The organism is Rossellomorea vietnamensis, from assembly GCF_008180615.1.
GTDB classification, from domain to species: Bacteria; Bacillota; Bacilli; order Bacillales; family Bacillaceae_B; genus Rossellomorea; species Rossellomorea vietnamensis_D.
The window spans coordinates 457,991-475,084 of record NZ_VTEH01000001.1 but is presented as its reverse complement, the minus strand read 5'-3'; the positions used below and the strand labels follow the sequence as shown (position 1 = coordinate 475,084).

At 41.8% G+C, this 17,094-nt stretch carries 14 protein-coding genes; 12 read left to right on the top strand and 2 right to left on the bottom strand.

The genetic code is table 11. The features are described 5' to 3' along the window. Positions 1–62: 62 nt before the first annotated feature. The gene (locus FZC79_RS02300) at positions 63–569 is read right to left on the bottom strand and encodes a peptidyl-prolyl cis-trans isomerase (protein ID WP_148945258.1); all 507 of its coding nucleotides are present in this window, start codon (positions 567–569) and stop codon (positions 63–65) included. Positions 570–709: 140 nt separating this feature from the next. On the opposite strand from FZC79_RS02300, the gene glsA reads away from it, so the two are divergent. The 4 genes from glsA to pyc all read left to right on the top strand — a co-directional run bounded on the left by glsA (position 710) and on the right by pyc (position 7,418). Further along, a complete protein-coding gene (glsA, locus tag FZC79_RS02295) occupies positions 710–1,636 on the top strand; it encodes a glutaminase A (protein ID WP_148945257.1) in 927 nt (308 codons plus the stop codon). Between the two features lie 547 nt (positions 1,637–2,183). Continuing rightward, positions 2,184–2,465 (top strand): YlaN family protein, encoded by a 282-nt coding sequence (locus FZC79_RS02290; protein ID WP_148940427.1) that lies wholly within the window; start codon positions 2,184–2,186, stop codon positions 2,463–2,465. A 140-nt stretch (positions 2,466–2,605) separates the two neighbouring features. Further along, positions 2,606–3,826 (top strand): FtsW/RodA/SpoVE family cell cycle protein, encoded by a 1,221-nt coding sequence (locus FZC79_RS02285; protein WP_148945256.1) that lies wholly within the window; start codon positions 2,606–2,608, stop codon positions 3,824–3,826. A 151-nt stretch (positions 3,827–3,977) separates the two neighbouring features. After that, positions 3,978–7,418, top strand: a complete 3,441-nt coding sequence (pyc, locus tag FZC79_RS02280) for a pyruvate carboxylase (protein ID WP_148945255.1) — start codon at positions 3,978–3,980, stop codon at positions 7,416–7,418. A 47-nt stretch (positions 7,419–7,465) separates the two neighbouring features. On the opposite strand, the gene FZC79_RS02275 is transcribed toward pyc, so the two are convergent. Beyond that, positions 7,466–8,371 (bottom strand): COX15/CtaA family protein, encoded by a 906-nt coding sequence (locus FZC79_RS02275; protein ID WP_148945254.1) that lies wholly within the window; start codon positions 8,369–8,371, stop codon positions 7,466–7,468. A gap of 567 nt (positions 8,372–8,938) precedes the next feature. On the opposite strand from FZC79_RS02275, the gene cyoE reads away from it, so the two are divergent. The 8 genes from cyoE (at position 8,939) to FZC79_RS02235 (ending at position 17,004) form a co-directional block, all read left to right on the top strand. Then, positions 8,939–9,853 (top strand): heme o synthase, encoded by a 915-nt coding sequence (gene cyoE / locus FZC79_RS02270; RefSeq protein ID WP_148945253.1) that lies wholly within the window; start codon positions 8,939–8,941, stop codon positions 9,851–9,853. Between the two features lie 99 nt (positions 9,854–9,952). Beyond that, complete coding sequence (gene coxB, locus FZC79_RS02265) at positions 9,953–11,032, top strand: cytochrome c oxidase subunit II (RefSeq protein WP_148945252.1); 1,080 nt, start codon at positions 9,953–9,955, stop codon at positions 11,030–11,032. A gap of 28 nt (positions 11,033–11,060) precedes the next feature. Beyond that, positions 11,061–12,932, top strand: coding sequence for a cytochrome c oxidase subunit I (gene ctaD, locus FZC79_RS02260; RefSeq protein ID WP_148945251.1), 1,872 nt, complete (start codon positions 11,061–11,063; stop codon positions 12,930–12,932). Next, positions 12,932–13,561, top strand: coding sequence for a cytochrome (ubi)quinol oxidase subunit III (locus FZC79_RS02255; RefSeq protein WP_148945250.1), 630 nt, complete (start codon positions 12,932–12,934; stop codon positions 13,559–13,561). The genes ctaD and FZC79_RS02255 overlap by 1 nt, the downstream gene beginning before the upstream one ends. A 4-nt stretch (positions 13,562–13,565) precedes the next feature. Further along, the gene (gene ctaF, locus FZC79_RS02250; protein WP_148940412.1) at positions 13,566–13,898 is read left to right on the top strand and encodes a cytochrome c oxidase subunit IVB; all 333 of its coding nucleotides are present in this window, start codon (positions 13,566–13,568) and stop codon (positions 13,896–13,898) included. 436 nt (positions 13,899–14,334) lie between these two features. After that, the gene (ctaG, locus tag FZC79_RS02245; protein ID WP_148945249.1) at positions 14,335–15,252 is read left to right on the top strand and encodes a cytochrome c oxidase assembly factor CtaG; all 918 of its coding nucleotides are present in this window, start codon (positions 14,335–14,337) and stop codon (positions 15,250–15,252) included. Between the two features lie 39 nt (positions 15,253–15,291). Continuing rightward, positions 15,292–15,753, top strand: a complete 462-nt coding sequence (locus FZC79_RS02240) for a DUF420 domain-containing protein (protein ID WP_148945248.1) — start codon at positions 15,292–15,294, stop codon at positions 15,751–15,753. Between the two features lie 105 nt (positions 15,754–15,858). After that, the gene (locus FZC79_RS02235; protein ID WP_148945247.1) at positions 15,859–17,004 is read left to right on the top strand and encodes a GNAT family N-acetyltransferase; all 1,146 of its coding nucleotides are present in this window, start codon (positions 15,859–15,861) and stop codon (positions 17,002–17,004) included. The last annotated feature ends 90 nt before the right edge of the window (positions 17,005–17,094 follow it).

Sequence of the window (17,094 nt, the reverse complement as noted above, 5' to 3'; positions counted from 1 at the left end):
ATTTCCTCAGCAAGCTCAGGGATGAAACCCGCATAAAAGGAATTATTATCTTAAGTTATAAGTTACTTAACTTTAATTCCCCGCACACTCTTGATAGGATTATCAAGGTTAGAGCCATCTTTGAAGAAAACATGGACCGGTCCGTCCTCCTTCAGTGGTTTGCCATCTTTTGAGAAGCCGAAGATGATTTCACTGCTCTTGGCAAGAGGGAAACTAACTTCATTACCGGGGTCTTCGGTCAGGATAATGAGTGTATCAGCATCCTTATCAGGCTGGGCGTTTTTCAAGAACGGATCCAATGGAATGCCAAAAGTTCCTGTCATGATCCTTTCTTTTTCATATTTCTTCTCCGTTTTTAAAGTAGGGGGTGAAGTTGCGCCTTCCTGGATTTCCCTTGTCCAGTTTTTGGACATATTTTTGGTATACTCATCCAGCTCATTCTTCGCTTTTTCTTCATCTTGAAAATATGTATTTAGATCGACTTTTCTGTCATCGAAAATCCAGACACCTGGATCTAGTGTGATTTGATATTTCACCTTTCCTGTCAAAGGTACAATTGAAGTATCCATCTGCTTCCCTCCATCTGTGTTATACCCTTAGTATATCAGATAATATACCGCTTTCACATCTATCCTGCCCTCCCGATGAGTAACGGTCATCTATGTTGGGAAAAGATAAAAGATAACAACCTTGGGATAGGAGGTTTCTGATGTATATAAACGATGATATCTTAACAAAAATGGTCGAGGAAGCACGGCCGATATCTGCCAAAGGAAAACTGATAGATTATATTCCTGCGTTAAAAAAGGAGAATAAAGGTAATCTTTCTGTCTCTGTCTGTTTTTTGAACGGCGAATTCTTCTCAGCAGGAGATTACCTGGAAAAATTCACTTTGCAAAGCATCTCCAAAGTGATTACCCTTGCACTTGTGCTTATGGATTATGGAGAAGAGGAGGTCTTTTCAAAGGTCGGGATGGAGCCCACAGGTGATCCTTTTAACTCCATTGTGAAATTGGAAACAAATAAGGTGTCCAAGCCGCTGAATCCGATGATCAATGCCGGGGCACTTGCGGTGACAGATATGATCAAAGGTTCCACAAATGAAGAAAAGTGGGAGAGGCTGCTTGCTTTTGTCAGGGTACTGACCGGAGATAATGAAGTAACTTATAACTCTGAAGTAGCTCAGTCTGAATTTAATACAGCGTTTCTGAATCGTTCCCTGGGGTACTTTATGAAACAGCATGGTGTTATACAGGGGGATATTGAACATTTGATTTACCTTTATACTAAGCAGTGCGCAATCGAGATGAATTGTCAGGACCTTGCTAAAATTGGTGCAGTCTTCGCCAATGACGGAATCGATCCTGTAACCGGCAGGCAGTTGATTACAAGAGATGTTGCCCGTATTTGCAAAACGTTCATGGTGACGTGCGGGATGTATAATTCGTCCGGTGAGTTTGCTATAAAAGTAGGAATTCCCGCAAAAAGCGGTGTGTCCGGGGGGATCATGGGATCTGTTCCAAGAAAGTGCGGAATTGGGATTTTCGGCCCGGCTCTTGATGAAACCGGAAATAGCATTGCAGGATTAAGGCTGCTTGAACTGATGGGTTCCGAATATAAATGGAGCATCTTTTAAATTTGATGGACGCGCAGGCGGTTTTTAGACGGAAGTATGAATAAGACGTTAAATCAGCTAAATTGGCTGGTTCGTCCGGAAGCAGTCATGATGGAAGGTGGAAAAACCTGCCACTGTCCAATTAATTAGGAAGCGCAGTAACTAAATAAGAAAAGAGATATGGCACTTATGATTAAACAAATTACCGGCTTCAATAATATCCTGGAGAGCCGCGAACAAGTGATTGTTCCATTCCCGGAAGTCTTTTCATTCTACCTCCAGCTTCACGCTGATCCTTCCTGAAAATCGCCGCGAATTCCTATTCTCAAATTCATTCTGAAATAACACGGGAAACCCTTATTAATTTCAGCCTCCTATTAATATGAATCCCTCATACTCAAAAAAGCATTTCGTCAATGGTTCTCCTCTATCCCAGGAGGGCAGCATACAATTTAAAAACTCTCTGCCCGGCCGCTTCCTCTTTTCTTTTTTCCTTGCAATTTACTCGGTTTAGCGATAAAATTTTAAGATAAGAGAGTCGCTATTTGTACGGAATGGGGGGATCATTATGGCGTCTGAGATGAAAATCGACCATCGTGAAAAAGCCTATCAGCTGCTGAAGGCTGACGCAGAGAAAATATTAAAGCTTATAAAAGTACAGATGGATAATTTAACGATGCCCCAATGTCCTTTATATGAGGAAGTGTTGGATACTCAAATGTTCGGATTATCCCGTGAAATAGAGTTTGCTGTCCGCCTGGGATTAGTAGACGGAACAGATGGAAAGACCCTTATGGATTCTTTAGAAAGAGAGCTTTCTGCCCTGCATGAAGCTTCTACTAAAAAATAAATAATAGTGAAAACTCAAACAAAAGCATGCGGTTGTTTGGGTTTTTTTACTAGCCCGTCAATAATGTTTCTATTTAAAGAGAATAGCAGGATTTTAACTATTTAAATAGAATATTTCTAAAAAAGGGATAGGAAGAGACTATGCTTATAAAAAAAATATTAAAATCGTACGATTACTCGTTGATAGCAGTTTATATTTTCTTATGCTTTTTCGGATTGATTATGATTTACAGCGCCAGCATGGTGACAGCTGTAGAGTTCTATGAAACCAGCAGTGATCACTTCTATAAAAAACAGTTGTTTAATATTTTAGTCGGGCTCTCGGCTTTCTTATTGGCAGCTGTTTTCCCGTACAAAGCGTTTACGAGGTTTAAGTTTCCTCTAAAGGCAGTGCTGTTCGGCACAATCGGACTTCTGCTGGCTGTCCATTTCGTCGGGGTTGAAGTGAATGGTGCTCAAAGCTGGATCAACATAGGCATCATGCAGATTCAGCCCTCTGAATTTGCCAAGTTATCGGTCATCATTTATCTCTCTGCAGTTTATGCTAAGAAGCAGGACTACATAGATCAATTGAATGTGGGAGTTATGCCGCCATTACTGATTTTTGGCTTTATCTGTTTCCTGGTCTTTCTTGAACCTGATTATGGAACAGCTGGTATCATCTTTGTGATTGGCTGTTTCGTGATTTTATGCTCAGGCATAAGCCTTAAGATGCTTTTAAAGCTTGGTGCCTTGGGTGCGGGTCTGCTCGTTGTGGTCTCGCCTTTCATATATCTGGCCAGAAATTATATTTTCACGACAGAAAGAGTGGGGAGGATACAAGCCTATCTTGATCCCTTTCAATATGCACAGGGTGACGGATACCAGCTTGTCAATTCCTATTTGGCTATAGGCGCAGGGGGACTTCAAGGTCTTGGACTGGGACAAGGCATCCAGAAGCTCGGTTATCTGCCTGAATCCCACACCGATTTCATAATGGCCATCATAGTAGAGGAACTTGGGCTCCTGGGAGTTGCTTTTGTCATTCTGGGGCTTTCATACATCGTACTTCGGGGCATATACACTGGAGTGAAGAGCCGGGATCCTTTCGGCACTATGCTTGCTGTCGGAATTTCAAGTATGATCGGCCTTCAGGCATTCATCAATCTTGGAGGGGTATCCGGTGTGATACCTATAACCGGTGTCCCGCTCCCATTTGTCAGTTATGGAGGTTCATCCCTTCTGGTGCTTTCGCTTTCTATGGGTGTCCTGGTGAATGTATCGATGTTTGTTAAATATGATGAAAAATACCGAGACAAAAAAGAAAGTTCTGCTGCCAACACCAGCAGTGAAGTGAAAAATGTTTATAATATCCATCATTAGAAAGAATGGGCTGGTTATTTAAGAAACTCCTTAGTGATCAGCCCTTCTATATAAGCAGATTTGTTTGAAAAATTAAAAATTTCCTATTTGGTTTTTCTGCAGCTGCATGTTTATTTACATACAAGATTATTGCTAAAAGGAGAGGTATAATTTGAGGAAATTTAACAAAGTTCTAGTGGCCAACCGCGGAGAAATAGCAATTCGAGTTTTCCGTGCATGTACAGAATTAAATCTTAGGACCGTTGCGGTTTATTCTAAAGAGGATTCGGGTTCCTACCACCGTTATAAAGCAGATGAAGCCTACCTTGTTGGGGAGGGAAAAAAACCGATTGACGCCTATCTTGATATCGAGGGAATCATTGAAATTGCCAAAAAGGCGGATGTAGATGCCATTCACCCCGGGTACGGCTTTCTGTCTGAGAATATAAATTTTGCAAGAAGATGTGAAGAAGAAGGCATTACCTTTATAGGTCCCCATTCCAACCATCTCGATATGTTCGGAGATAAGGTAAAGGCCAGGCATCAGGCCCAGCTTGCCAATATACCGGTTATACCGGGCAGCGACGGACCGGTCAACGGACTTGAGGAAGTAGTCCAATTCGGGAAGGCACACGGTTATCCTATCATCATTAAAGCTTCACTTGGAGGCGGCGGAAGAGGAATGAGAATCGTCCATGGACCCGACCAGGTGAAAGAGTCCTTTGAGAGAGCCAAATCAGAAGCAAAAGCAGCTTTTGGAAATGATGAAGTGTATGTAGAAAAGTTTGTGCAGAATCCAAAGCATATAGAAGTTCAGATATTAGGGGATGAGCAGGGAAATATCATCCATTTATTTGAGAGAGACTGCTCGGTTCAGCGCAGGCATCAAAAAGTGGTGGAAGTTGCACCGTGTGTGTCACTGGATGAAGAGCTTAGGGACGAGATATGCAATGCGGCAGTTCAATTGATGAAAAATGTAGACTATGTGAATGCGGGTACAGTTGAATTCCTTGTAGCAGATAACCGTTTCTATTTTATTGAAGTAAATCCAAGGGTGCAGGTAGAGCATACAATTACTGAAATGATCACCGGTGTGGATATCGTACAGTCTCAAATCATGATTGCTGAAGGAAATGAACTGCATGGAAGTAAAATCGGTATACCGGCACAAGAGAAAATTTCGATTCACGGCTATGCCATTCAATCAAGGGTAACTACAGAGGACCCGTTGAATAACTTCATGCCGGATACAGGAAAGATTATGGCCTACCGTTCAGGAGGCGGTTTTGGTGTAAGGCTCGATGCTGGTAACGGGTATCAAGGGGCGATTATTACCCCATTCTACGATTCACTGCTTGTTAAGGTATCTACATGGGCTTTATCGTTTGATCAAGCCGCATCGAAAATGGTCCGCAACCTTCAGGAATTCCGGATTAGGGGCATCAAAACGAACATTCCTTTCCTGGAAAATGTGATAAAACATGACCAATTCCTGACGGGGCAGTATGATACGTCCTTTATTGATACAACACCTCAGCTATTCATATTCCCTAAAAGGAAAGACAGGGGAACAAAGATGCTTTCCTATATTGGAAATGTTACCGTCAATGGTTTCCCTGGGATTGAAAAGAAGAAAAAGCCGGTGTTTGATAAGCCGAGGATCCCTCATTTAAAAGAACTGCCTGATTTACAGGAGGGGACCAAGCAAATTCTTGACAGGCAAGGTCCTGAAGGTCTGGTTAACTGGATCAGAGAACAAAAAAATGTACTTCTGACCGATACAACTTTCAGGGATGCACATCAATCCTTGCTGGCAACCAGGGTGAGAACCACTGATCTGAAATCCATTGCTGAACCTTCAGCCCGTTTGATGCCTGATCTCTTCTCTTATGAAATGTGGGGAGGAGCGACTTTTGATGTGGCATACCGCTTCCTTAAGGAAGACCCATGGGACAGGCTCATTTCACTGCGGCAGAGAATTCCGAATGTTCTTTTTCAAATGCTGCTCAGGGCTTCGAATGCGGTCGGTTATAAAAATTATCCTGATAATGTCATCAAGGAATTTGTGGAAAAATCAGCTTTTACTGGTATAGATGTTTTCCGGATTTTTGATAGTCTTAACTGGGTTCAGGGAATGGAGACAGCGATTGACGCTGTAAGGCAGAATTGCAAGATTGCAGAAGCGGCTATCTGTTACACAGGTGATATCCTTGATCCGTCCAGACAAAAGTACGATGTACAGTATTATAAGAATTTGGCAAAGGAACTGGAAGCTCAAGGCGCCCATATCCTTGCTATCAAAGATATGGCTGGACTGCTGAAGCCTCAGGCAGCTTATCGACTGATTTCCGAGCTGAAAGAAACCGTTGATCTGCCGATTCACCTTCACAGCCATGATACAAGCGGAAACGGGATCTACATGTATGCAAAAGCAATAGAGGCTGGGGTGGATATCGTTGATACTGCTCTAGGCTCCATGTCTGGGTTAACTTCCCAGCCAAGTGCAAATTCGCTGTATTATGCAGTTGATGGAACGGATAGAGAACCAAAAGTGAATGTACAGTCACTTGAAAAACTTTCCCACTATTGGGAGGATGTCAGGAAATATTATAGTGATTTTGAGAGCGGCATGATGTCTTCCCATACAGAGGTGTATGAGCATGAAATGCCAGGCGGCCAATACAGCAACCTTCAGCAGCAGGCAAAAGCAGTGGGGCTCGGAGACCGCTGGGAAGAAGTCAAAGAAATGTACTCAAGGGTGAATCACCTGTTCGGTGACATCGTCAAAGTGACGCCTTCCTCTAAAGTAGTAGGGGATATGGCTCTATTCATGGTTCAGAATGATTTAACCGAAAGCGACGTGATAGAGCGGGGAGAAAAAATCGATTTCCCTGATTCGGTAATTGAGCTGTTTGAAGGGTATCTGGGACAGCCTTATGGAGGGTTTCCGGAAAATCTGCAAAAAGCCATTCTTAAAGGAAAAGAACCAATCACGGTCAGACCCGGGGAACTGCTTGATGATGTAGATTTTGACAAGTTGAAAGAAAAATTGTTCAAGGATCTTGACCGTCAAGTGACAAGCTTTGATGCCATAGCTTATGCCCTTTATCCTAAAGTCTTCATGGAATACAGCAAGACTGTCGAAGCATTTGGTGATATTTCAGTCCTTGATACACCGACTTTCCTTTATGGAATGAGGCTGGGCGAGGAAGTAGAGGTTGAAATAGAAACTGGTAAGACTTTGATCGTCAAACTGATTTCTGTCGGCCAGCCTCAAGCAGATGGAACTAGGATTGTGTATTTCGAACTTAATGGACAGGCCAGGGAAGTGGTTATCAAAGATGAAAGCATTAAAGCTTCGGTAGCCTTGAAGCCGAAAGCGAACCCGAAAAACGAGAACCATATAGGAGCTACCATGCCGGGAACGGTCATTAAGGTAATCGCTGGAAAGGGAGAAAAAGTCAGTCAGGGAGACCACCTTCTCATCAACGAAGCAATGAAGATGGAAACCACTGTACAGGCGCCTTTCACTGGAACTATAAGAGATATCCATGTAAAAGGCGGGGATGCAATTGCTCCGGGAGATTTACTTATAGAAATAGATCGAATCTAACAAAAGATGCCGTCCCATTAGGGACGGCATCTTTTGTTGCCAGAACATTACTGACGGAGCTTGCTGCGGGAGGCAAGGAGAATCAAATAGCATAGCAGCCCGAACAAGCAGGAGATGATCAATGCATGTGCAAGAGCAATCACAAGATTCAATCTTGTGATGACCGTCAAGGCACCTGTAGTAGCCTGAAGGGTTACAAGAATAAAGGCAATGATCCAACCCCAGTAGATCACTTTCTGGTCTTTATAATTCTTGACTGCGAGGTATGCGGCGTAAGCAATCCAGAAGAAAATGATGGCAGCCGCAAAGCGGTGGCCCATTTGAATCCATTCATACATATTCCCAGGCAGCCCTGGGCTGTCGTTCAGGCATAAAGGCCAGTCCCTGCAGACCAGACTTGAGTCTGTATGCCTGACTAAAGCGCCGGTATAGACGACAATGTAACTGTAAAGGGTGATGCCAAGGATATGAAACCTCATCTTGCGGTCGATGACCACCTTGTCGGCGTCGAATCTTTTGTCCACTTCAAAAATCAGCAAGGTTAATAGTAAAACAGCCGCGAAAGAAATCAATGAGATCCCAAAATGAAGTGCCAGTACAAAATCAGATTGTGACCAAATAACAGCCGCAGCTCCTATAAGCGCCTGTGCCAGCAGGAAGAAAAAAGATAAGGCAGCTAGAAGCTTTGTTTCCCTTTTATACCCGATGGCTTTCCATGACCAGACAGCCAGTACAAGTACGAGGATCCCCACACTTCCGGAAACCAGCCTGTGGGATAATTCAACGAGCAGTTCAAAGGTGATATCACTTGGAACAAACTCTCCATGGCACAGCGGCCAGGACCGGCCGCAGCCCATTCCTGAGTCGGTTTTGGTTACCAGGGCACCGCCGAGTAAAACGAAAAGCATTCCAAGGGTTGTAATAACGCTTAACCATTTTAAACCTTTATGCAATCTATTCACCTACTTTAATTAAACTCTGAAACTAATAATCAACCTGAATTAACTTATCAATACATTATAAAACACTAGAAATTACGTCTAAAAAGGTATACTGCAAAAATGTACGCCTCTAAGATGATACCGAATAAACCATCAAAAAACAACAGATAAAATGTTACAGAAAATAGAGAGTTATGCTCCTCCAGGTGCTTATTCCGGAGATAGGCAGTTAAAGAGGATTAATGAATTGTTATAAAAACGTTGAATGTCTGTAAGCGTTTCAAAGGAAACTATGATATGATGTTTCTGTGAAATAAACTATAATGTTGAAAGGAAGCTGGATGACACAATATCGCCATATTTCATTCCGTTCTAATTCCCATTTAGAAAAAAATCTGTGGTTTAATATAATATTGACAGCTGGAATTTCAAAAAATTCTCAGGCTGTGCAGATCTTTTTTTCAGATTTTAGTGAGGAAATCTATTAAATTCCCGCATGGTTATAGAAATGGTTTTGAAATTCCTTTATAGTATAGAGGTGGGGAAGCCTCTGTTATTTAAAAGAGAGGAGGGGAAAAGATGTCTAACAGCAGAGTAATTGCAGATATGAAAGATACAGATATTAGAGTTACTACAGCCTGGAAAGACTTTTTGGCCCTTATAAAAATTGGTATTGTTAATTCCAATTTAATTACAACATTCACTGGTATGTGGTTAGCCTTTTATTTTACTAATACACATTTTCTTAATTCACTTGATACAATGTTTCTTACTTTGGCAGGATCAGCTCTTGTCATGGGTGGAGCTTGCAGCATCAATAATTTTATTGACCGCGATATTGATCATTTGATGGAGAGAACCAAAGGACGCCCTACTGTTACCGGTAAGATAACAGGAAGCAGAGCTCTATTGATTGGTCTGCTTATGATTGCGTTAGGGACAGTCTTTTTATTTATGACTACTGTGACTGCTGGTGTTATAGGAATCATCGGTATCTTCAGTTATGTTGTTCTTTATACCATGTGGTCCAAAAGACAGCATGTCAGCAACACGGTTGTTGGAAGTATTTCGGGTGCGGTGCCCCCGCTTATTGGATGGGCTGCAGTTGATGCTGATCTTAGCCTGATGGCCTGGATGCTGTTTGCGATAGTATTTATTTGGCAGCCTCCGCATTTCTATGCCCTCGCTATGAAACGCTGTGAAGAATACAGGGCTGCGAACATCCCTATGCTTCCAGTTGTTAAAGGGTTCAAAGTCACTAAACACCACAGCGTCGCCTGGGTAGCTGCACTGCTTCCGATTCCGTTCTTTTTATGGGATCTCGGCCTACCCTTCTTCATTTTAGCTACAGCATTCAATCTTGGATGGTTAGCTCTGGCGCTTTCAGGATATAGAATGAAGGATGATTTAAAATGGGCAAGGCTCATGTTTGTTTATTCTCTAAACTACTTGACTATCCTTTTTGTAGCGATGGTCATCGTAACAGTCATTTAATGAATTCGGGAATTCTTTCTATAGGAAATCCATATAAAATAAGTTTCAGTCCTTGTTTTACCAAAAGTACATTACACGAAAGAGGGGTTTGATTAAGCTATGAAAGCAAGGCTATCTAAATGGCGTCTATTATCGCTTTTCACGCTGATGGCGCTCGTTCTTTCCGGCTGTGGAGAGCCATTTGTTTCTACATTACAGCCAGCCGGTGAAGTGGCACAGATGCAATACGATCTTATGATCTTATCTACCGTAATCATGGTTCTCGTTATACTGGTAGTTGCAGTTGTCTATTTTATTGCTATTACACGTTTCCGTCGAAAAAAAGGCGACGAAAACAGAATTCCTAAGCAGGTGGAAGGAAGCCATACATTAGAGGTAATCTGGACGACTGTCCCAATTATCCTTCTATTGATATTGGCAGTTCCTACTGTTTCAGCTACATTCAAACTGGCTGATACAGAAGCTATGGAGAAGAAGGATGCGGAAGGTAACCGTGAAGCGCTTGTGGTTAATGTCCGCGCCAACTTGTACTGGTGGGAATTCGAATATCCTGATCAAGGGATCATCACATCCCAGGATCTAGTGGTGCCTACTGACAGAAAAGTATACTTTAATGTTACAGCTTCTGATGTCAAGCACTCATTCTGGATTCCGGCAGTAGGCGGTAAGATTGATACAAATGTTGATAATGTCAATACGTTCTTCCTGGAGTTTGACAGCGAAGCTGCGGAAAATGTTGAAAATGTATTCTATGGAAAATGTGCTGAACTTTGCGGACCGTCACACGCTTTGATGGATTTCAAAGTAAAAGCGATCTCCCAAGATGAATTCGGCAGCTGGGTATCAGCTATGCAGGAAACAGAAGCGCCTGCTCCTACAACTGAACTGGCGCAGCAAGGACAGGAAATCTTCAATCAAAAATGTTTGAGCTGCCACGCGGTATCAGGTCAGGATGACAGACCTGAACAGGCCCGTCTTGCGCCAAACCTTGCCAACTTCGGTGAGCGTACACGTATAGCAGGTTTTCTAACACATAATGAAGAAGAATTAAAAAACTGGCTGAAAGATCCAGAACAATATAAACCCGGCAATAAGATGACGGGAACGTATGATGAACTGGATGAACAGCAATTAGACGCCCTGGCAGAATATCTAATGGGCTTAAAAGTACAAGATTAATTGGGGAAAGTAAAAGGGAGGTTTAATCGTGAGTAGCTATGCACAAAAGAAAGGCTTCGGCGCCACTCTTTGGGACTACTTGACAACAGTGGACCACAAGAAGATAGCTATACTCTACCTGGTGTCAGGGGGATTCTTCTTCTTGCTGGGTGGACTAGAAGCCTTGATAATACGTATTCAGCTTGCTGTTCCTAATAGTGATTTTATCAGCGCAGGCTTATACAATGAAGTTTTGACAATGCACGGGACAACCATGATTTTCCTGGCAGCCATGCCGCTCATATTCGCATTTCTAAATGCAATTGTTCCTTTGCAGATAGGCGCGCGTGATGTTGCATTTCCATTTTTGAACTCACTGGGTTTCTGGCTCTTCTTCTTTGGAGGAGTATTCTTAAACTTATCTTGGTTCCTTGGTGGAGCACCTGATGCAGGGTGGACATCTTATGCATCATTATCACTGCACTCAGAAGGGCATGGAATCGACTTCTATGTACTCGGCCTTCAGATTTCGGGTGCCGGTACGCTTATAGGCGGTATCAACTTCCTGGTAACCATCATTACTATGCGTGCTCCAGGTATGACTTATATGCGTATGCCTTTATTCACTTGGACAGCATTCGTAACATCAGCTCTAATTTTATTCGCATTCCCGGCTCTTACTGTCGGACTGTTTTTAATGATGTTCGACCGTATGTTCGGTTCTAACTTCTTTGATTCTGCAGCAGGTGGAAATACAATTATCTGGGAACACTTCTTCTGGATTTTTGGGCATCCTGAGGTATATATCCTGATCCTGCCGGCATTCGGTATCTTCTCGGAGATTATACCAACATTTGCAAGAAAGCGTTTGTTTGGTTATTCTTCAATGGTTTTTGCTACTGTACTTATCGGTTTCTTAGGATTCATGGTATGGGCTCACCACATGTTCACTGTTGGACTGGGGCCTATCGCAAACGCAATCTTTGCTGTAGCTACAATGGCTATTGCTGTTCCTACGGGAATCAAAATTTTCAACTGGCTGTTAACGCTTTGGGGCGGAAGCATCTTATTCACTACTCCGATGCTGTATGCTGTTTCGTTCATTCCATCTTTTACAGCAGGTGGAGTAACAGGTGTCATGCTTGCATCAGCAGCAGCTGACTATCAGTTCCATGATACTTACTTCGTAGTAGCTCACTTCCACTATGTAATCGTGGGCGGGGTAGTATTTGCACTATTGGCAGGAACACATTTCTACTGGCCGAAAATGTTCGGTACAATGTTGAATGAATTCTTAGGAAAGATTTCTTTCTGGTTATTCTTCATTGGTTTCCATTTAACATTCTTCATCCAGCATTTCCTTGGTCTTATGGGGATGCCCCGTCGTATTTGGAAATTCTTGCCTGGTCAAGGTTTCGAAACAGGAAACCTGGTAAGTTCCATTGGTGCTGCATTTATGGGAGTGGCAGTTCTTGTATTGCTTTATAACATCATTATGACTCAGGTCAAAGGTGTGAAAGTCGGCAATGATCCTTGGGGAGACGGCCGTACATTGGAATGGGCAATTCCATCTCCTCCTCCATTCTATAACTTCAAGCAGACACCGCTTGTACGCGGACTTGATGCTTGGTGGCTAGAAAAGATGGAAGGGAAGAAAGAATATACTCCGGCAGAACCGCTTGGTGATATTCATATGCCTAACAATTCAATACTTCCATTTGTAATGTCTCTTGGACTATTCATAGCCGCTTTTGGAGCTATGTACAGAGTGGACGACAAGGCATGGGCTATTCCTGTGCTTGTAATCGGTATGCTGGTCACTCTCGGAGCAATGTTCTTTAGATCCGTTATTGATGATCATGGTTACCACGTTCATAAAGAAGACCTTCTTGATGATTCTGACAAAGGAGGTAATGCATAATGCATACTGAAGAAAAATTTACACCTAAAACTTGGCCGGCAGCCCCTGAAAAGGCCACATTGGAAGCCAAGAACAAGTTCATGGGATTCTGGTTTTTCCTTGGTGGGGAGACAGTATTATTTGCTTCGCTGTTTGCTACTTATTTAGCTTTGAAAGACAGTGTTCCAAGTCCTGATCATGCACTTGCGAAGGATATATTTGATCTTCCGCTTGCCTTTATCGCGACTATGCTTTTATTGACCAGTTCATTAACAAGTGTATATGCTATGTATCATATGAAAAACTATAACTTCAAGGGTATGCAGGCGTGGCTTCTAATCACAGTATTGCTGGGATTAGCTTTCCTTGGACTGGAAATTTATGAGTTTTATCATTATGTTCACGCCTATGGTCATACATTTACAAGCAGTGCGTTTGGTTCCGCCTTCTATACTTTAGTCGGCTTCCATGGCGCCCACGTTGCTTTCGGATTAATGTGGATTATTGCATTGATGGTCCGCAATGCCAAACGGGGATTAAGCTTGTACAATGCACCAAAGTTTTATGTAGCGAGTTTATACTGGCACTTTATCGATGTCGTGTGGGTGTTCATCTTCACGGTAGTATATCTAATGGGAATGGTGGGATAAACTGATGGCGAATGTACAATCAAATTCAGGTAACCCAAGTGTAGATTACGAATATCGCCGCAAGAAAAATGCAGAAGACATGAGAATGCAAGTTGTTTCCTTTGCTCTGATGATCTTCTTGACTTTAACAGCTTTCGTTGCAGTAGCAGGTGGATTTTCTAAATGGTTCGTTATACCATTTATTCTTCTCCTTGCAGCTGTGCAGCTGATTTTCCAATTGTATTATTTCATGCATATGAGCCACAAAGGACACGAAGCCCCTGCATTATTCCTATATTCAGGAGCATTCGTTGGATTCATAACCATTTTGGCTTTTATGACGATCGTCTGGATTTAATGAATGAACCCTTGAGAATTGCTATAGCAGACTCAAGGGTTTTTCTTTTGCTCTAATATGGCTGTCTTCGCAATATTTGTCACTTTCGGATATCCTCAAATATATAGGAGTGACCTCTCTAATTGGGAGAGCAGCCCTTTTCTTGACAGCCTGGTTATCTCGTTGAGTTAGAGTCTTTTTTTTAAAAATTTATATTTAATCTCAACAAAATTAATAAAAAGAGCCTTTAGTAATGCCAGAACTAGAAAACAGCTTGCAATAATGCCGCACTTTTAAATAGCGACAAGAAGGATGAAAACTGGCAATCTGTAGATTTTCAGCAGGAAGAGTCTTCGCTGAGGGCAAATGTCATGAACTTGTCATGAGCATACATTGAACTGTAGAGAGGGTCGACGTATAATATAGATGAGCATTCCTAAGAAATGAGGTATTCATTATGCATTTAGGTATATTCGGATTTTTTGCACTGTGGAGTCCGTTATTTATAATCACGATATTATTCATAACAGCGTTATATTTCCTAATCACTATTAAGTGGAGAGACAGTTTCGAAGAGAGTGAACCGCTTACTGTTAAACAAGCAGCCTATTTTATAATCTCGATGCTTCTACTATATGCTATCAAAGGTTCTCCTGTGGAAGTGATGAGCACTATGCTGTTTTCCGTCCATATGACTCAGATGGCAACTCTTTACCTAGTATTCGCACCACTGTTTATTCTTGGAATTCCTTCATGGGTGTGGAAGAGTGTGGTTAAGCTTCCGGTAATCAGATCGGTAATGTCATTCATGACCAAGCCGCTTATCGCCCTTGTTTCATTCAACATTTTGTTTTCTGTTTACCATATCCCGGGGGTTTTCGATAATGTACGGACGGATGTTACCCTGCATGGCTTGTTCACATTCATCTTATTTATCCTGGCAGTCTTCATGTGGTGGCCGCTGCTGAACCCTGCAGACAATAAAATTGACTTGCATGGCTTGAAGAAAATCGGCTATATACTTGGAAGTGCAGTACTGTTGACGCCCGCATGCGGATTAATCATCTTTGCAGATAATCCTCTTTATGCAACTTATTATGATCCTACAGAGTGGTTAAAAGCATTGGCACTGTGTGTTCCGGCCAACACTTTATCGGGTTTGAACTTAAGCGGTCCTGAACTTTTTACTTCCATGTCACTTGAACATGATCAGCAGCTCGGCGGTGTTATTATGAAAATTATCCAGGAAATTGTATTTGGGTTTGTGCTGGCCAGCTTATTTTTCCAATGGTACAAAAAAGACCAGGCAGAAGCAGATCAAACGATGGAGCACTATGAAAATGGAGGTTTCATTAATCCGAAACCTGTTGAATAATAAGCGATTCCTACCATAGAGAGAAGAGAGGAAGAAACCATGTCTTTACCTATTTTACCGACTATCAGCACGACATTCATCGTTTTAAGTGCCATCACTGTGGCAATAGGATGGTGGCAGATTAAGCAGCGAAAGATTGAAGCACATAAAAAAACGATGTTTTTAGCAGCTGTTTTCGCCTTGACTTTCTTTATCATTTATGTAAGCCGCACCATCTTTGTAGGTAATACGGCCTTTGGCGGTCCTGAAGATATAAAAATCTACTACACTTTGTTTTTGATTTTTCATATCACCTTGGCTACAACTGGAGCGGTCTTTGGTCTGGTGACTTTATGGACAGGTTATAAAGCGAATTATGAAAGACATAGAAAATTGGGACCTATAACAAGTATCATTTGGTTCTTCACTGCTACTACTGGAGTGGCTGTATATTCCTTATTGTATGTTCTTTATAAAGGCGGAGAAACAACCTCTGTCATAAAAGCAATTCTAGGTTTTTAAGAGCAAGCTAAAGGAAAGGAGCCGGTATAATTACCGGCTCCTTTTTGTATGGGATGAAGGAATACAACGCTTTCCTATAGAATAGTAAACGATGAGGTGAATGGGATGACAATCAAGAGGCTTGATAAACAATATTATGATGAAACTTTAAACTTATCGATGTATGCCTTTCAATACAAGATTCCAGAAGAGGAACTAGAAAAAAGGTATAAGCAATTGGACTCCCACGAGTTATATGGCATTGAAATCGAAGATAAGCTTGCTGCTAAACTCCATCTGCTATCGCTGGGTGTATTTCTGGGAGACACGGAATATAAAATGGGAGGGATAGCAGGAGTAGCAACCTATCCGGAATACAGAAGAAAGGGATTGGTAAAAGATTTATTAACCTTTACTTTGGAACGGATGAGGGAAAAAGGACAAACTCTTTCAATGCTTCATCCATTCTCGATAGCATTTTATCGAAAATATGGCTGGGAACTGTTTGCACAATTAAAAAAGGTAAAAGTACCAAAGGCAGAATTGAAAATGTTTGAGCCTGTATCCGGGACGATAAAGAGATTCAACAAAGATACCTATCCTAATAAATTAGAAGAAGTCTACAGGCAATATGCCAAAGGGCATTCTGGTATGCTGGCAAGGGATAGTGAGTGGTGGAAAGAAAGAACGATAACCACCCTGTGCGTTGCAGTATACTCTGACGATAAAGGCGAAGACACTGGATATATTCTATATGATATCAAAGACCAGAAGATGAAAGTAGAAGAGTTTATTGCACTGAATGCAGAGGCTAGAAATGGTTTATGGAATTTTATCTGCCAGCATGACTCCATGCTGGCAGAAGTTGAATTGGTCTTGCATCCGGATGATCCTTTGCCATATCTAATGCATAACCCGAAAACCACAACAGAGCTTCAACCATATTTTATGGCAAGAGTAGTGGATGTCTTTTCATTTTTTAACTTATATTTTCATTCCTTTGAAGGGGAATTATCAATGAACATCTCTGACGATTATGCGCCTTGGAATAATGGGAAGTTTCTTCTTGCTAATAAGAAAACAGAGAAACTGTCATCTGACTATGAGGTAGATATGGAGCTGGACGTCAATGTTTTAATTCCGCTTATCTTCGGGATTTATTCCGCCACAGAACTTTACAACATGGGGCTTATTAAGGGAGATCAGCAGAAAATCCGGGTCTTAACAGAAAATGTGCAAGTAAAACCTGGTTTCTTTATTGATTTTTTCTAAAGGCTGTTTTCGCATATATTGGTTATAGATATCCCTTGATACTAAAGGTTTTTCTTTAATCGGGGAGAGCAGCTTTTATCCTTCAACATT

Coding starts and splice junctions, on each gene's coding strand:
- FZC79_RS02300 (WP_148945258.1), bottom strand. CDS start 569: ATGGATACTTCAATTGTACCTTTGACAGGAAAGGTGAAATATCAAATC.
- glsA (WP_148945257.1), top strand. CDS start 710: ATGTATATAAACGATGATATCTTAACAAAAATGGTCGAGGAAGCACGG.
- FZC79_RS02290 (WP_148940427.1), top strand. CDS start 2,184: ATGGCGTCTGAGATGAAAATCGACCATCGTGAAAAAGCCTATCAGCTG.
- FZC79_RS02285 (WP_148945256.1), top strand. CDS start 2,606: ATGCTTATAAAAAAAATATTAAAATCGTACGATTACTCGTTGATAGCA.
- cyoE (WP_148945253.1), top strand. CDS start 8,939: ATGTCTAACAGCAGAGTAATTGCAGATATGAAAGATACAGATATTAGA.
- coxB (WP_148945252.1), top strand. CDS start 9,953: ATGAAAGCAAGGCTATCTAAATGGCGTCTATTATCGCTTTTCACGCTG.
- FZC79_RS02255 (WP_148945250.1), top strand. CDS start 12,932: ATGCATACTGAAGAAAAATTTACACCTAAAACTTGGCCGGCAGCCCCT.
- ctaF (WP_148940412.1), top strand. CDS start 13,566: ATGGCGAATGTACAATCAAATTCAGGTAACCCAAGTGTAGATTACGAA.
- ctaG (WP_148945249.1), top strand. CDS start 14,335: ATGCATTTAGGTATATTCGGATTTTTTGCACTGTGGAGTCCGTTATTT.
- FZC79_RS02240 (WP_148945248.1), top strand. CDS start 15,292: ATGTCTTTACCTATTTTACCGACTATCAGCACGACATTCATCGTTTTA.
- FZC79_RS02235 (WP_148945247.1), top strand. CDS start 15,859: ATGACAATCAAGAGGCTTGATAAACAATATTATGATGAAACTTTAAAC.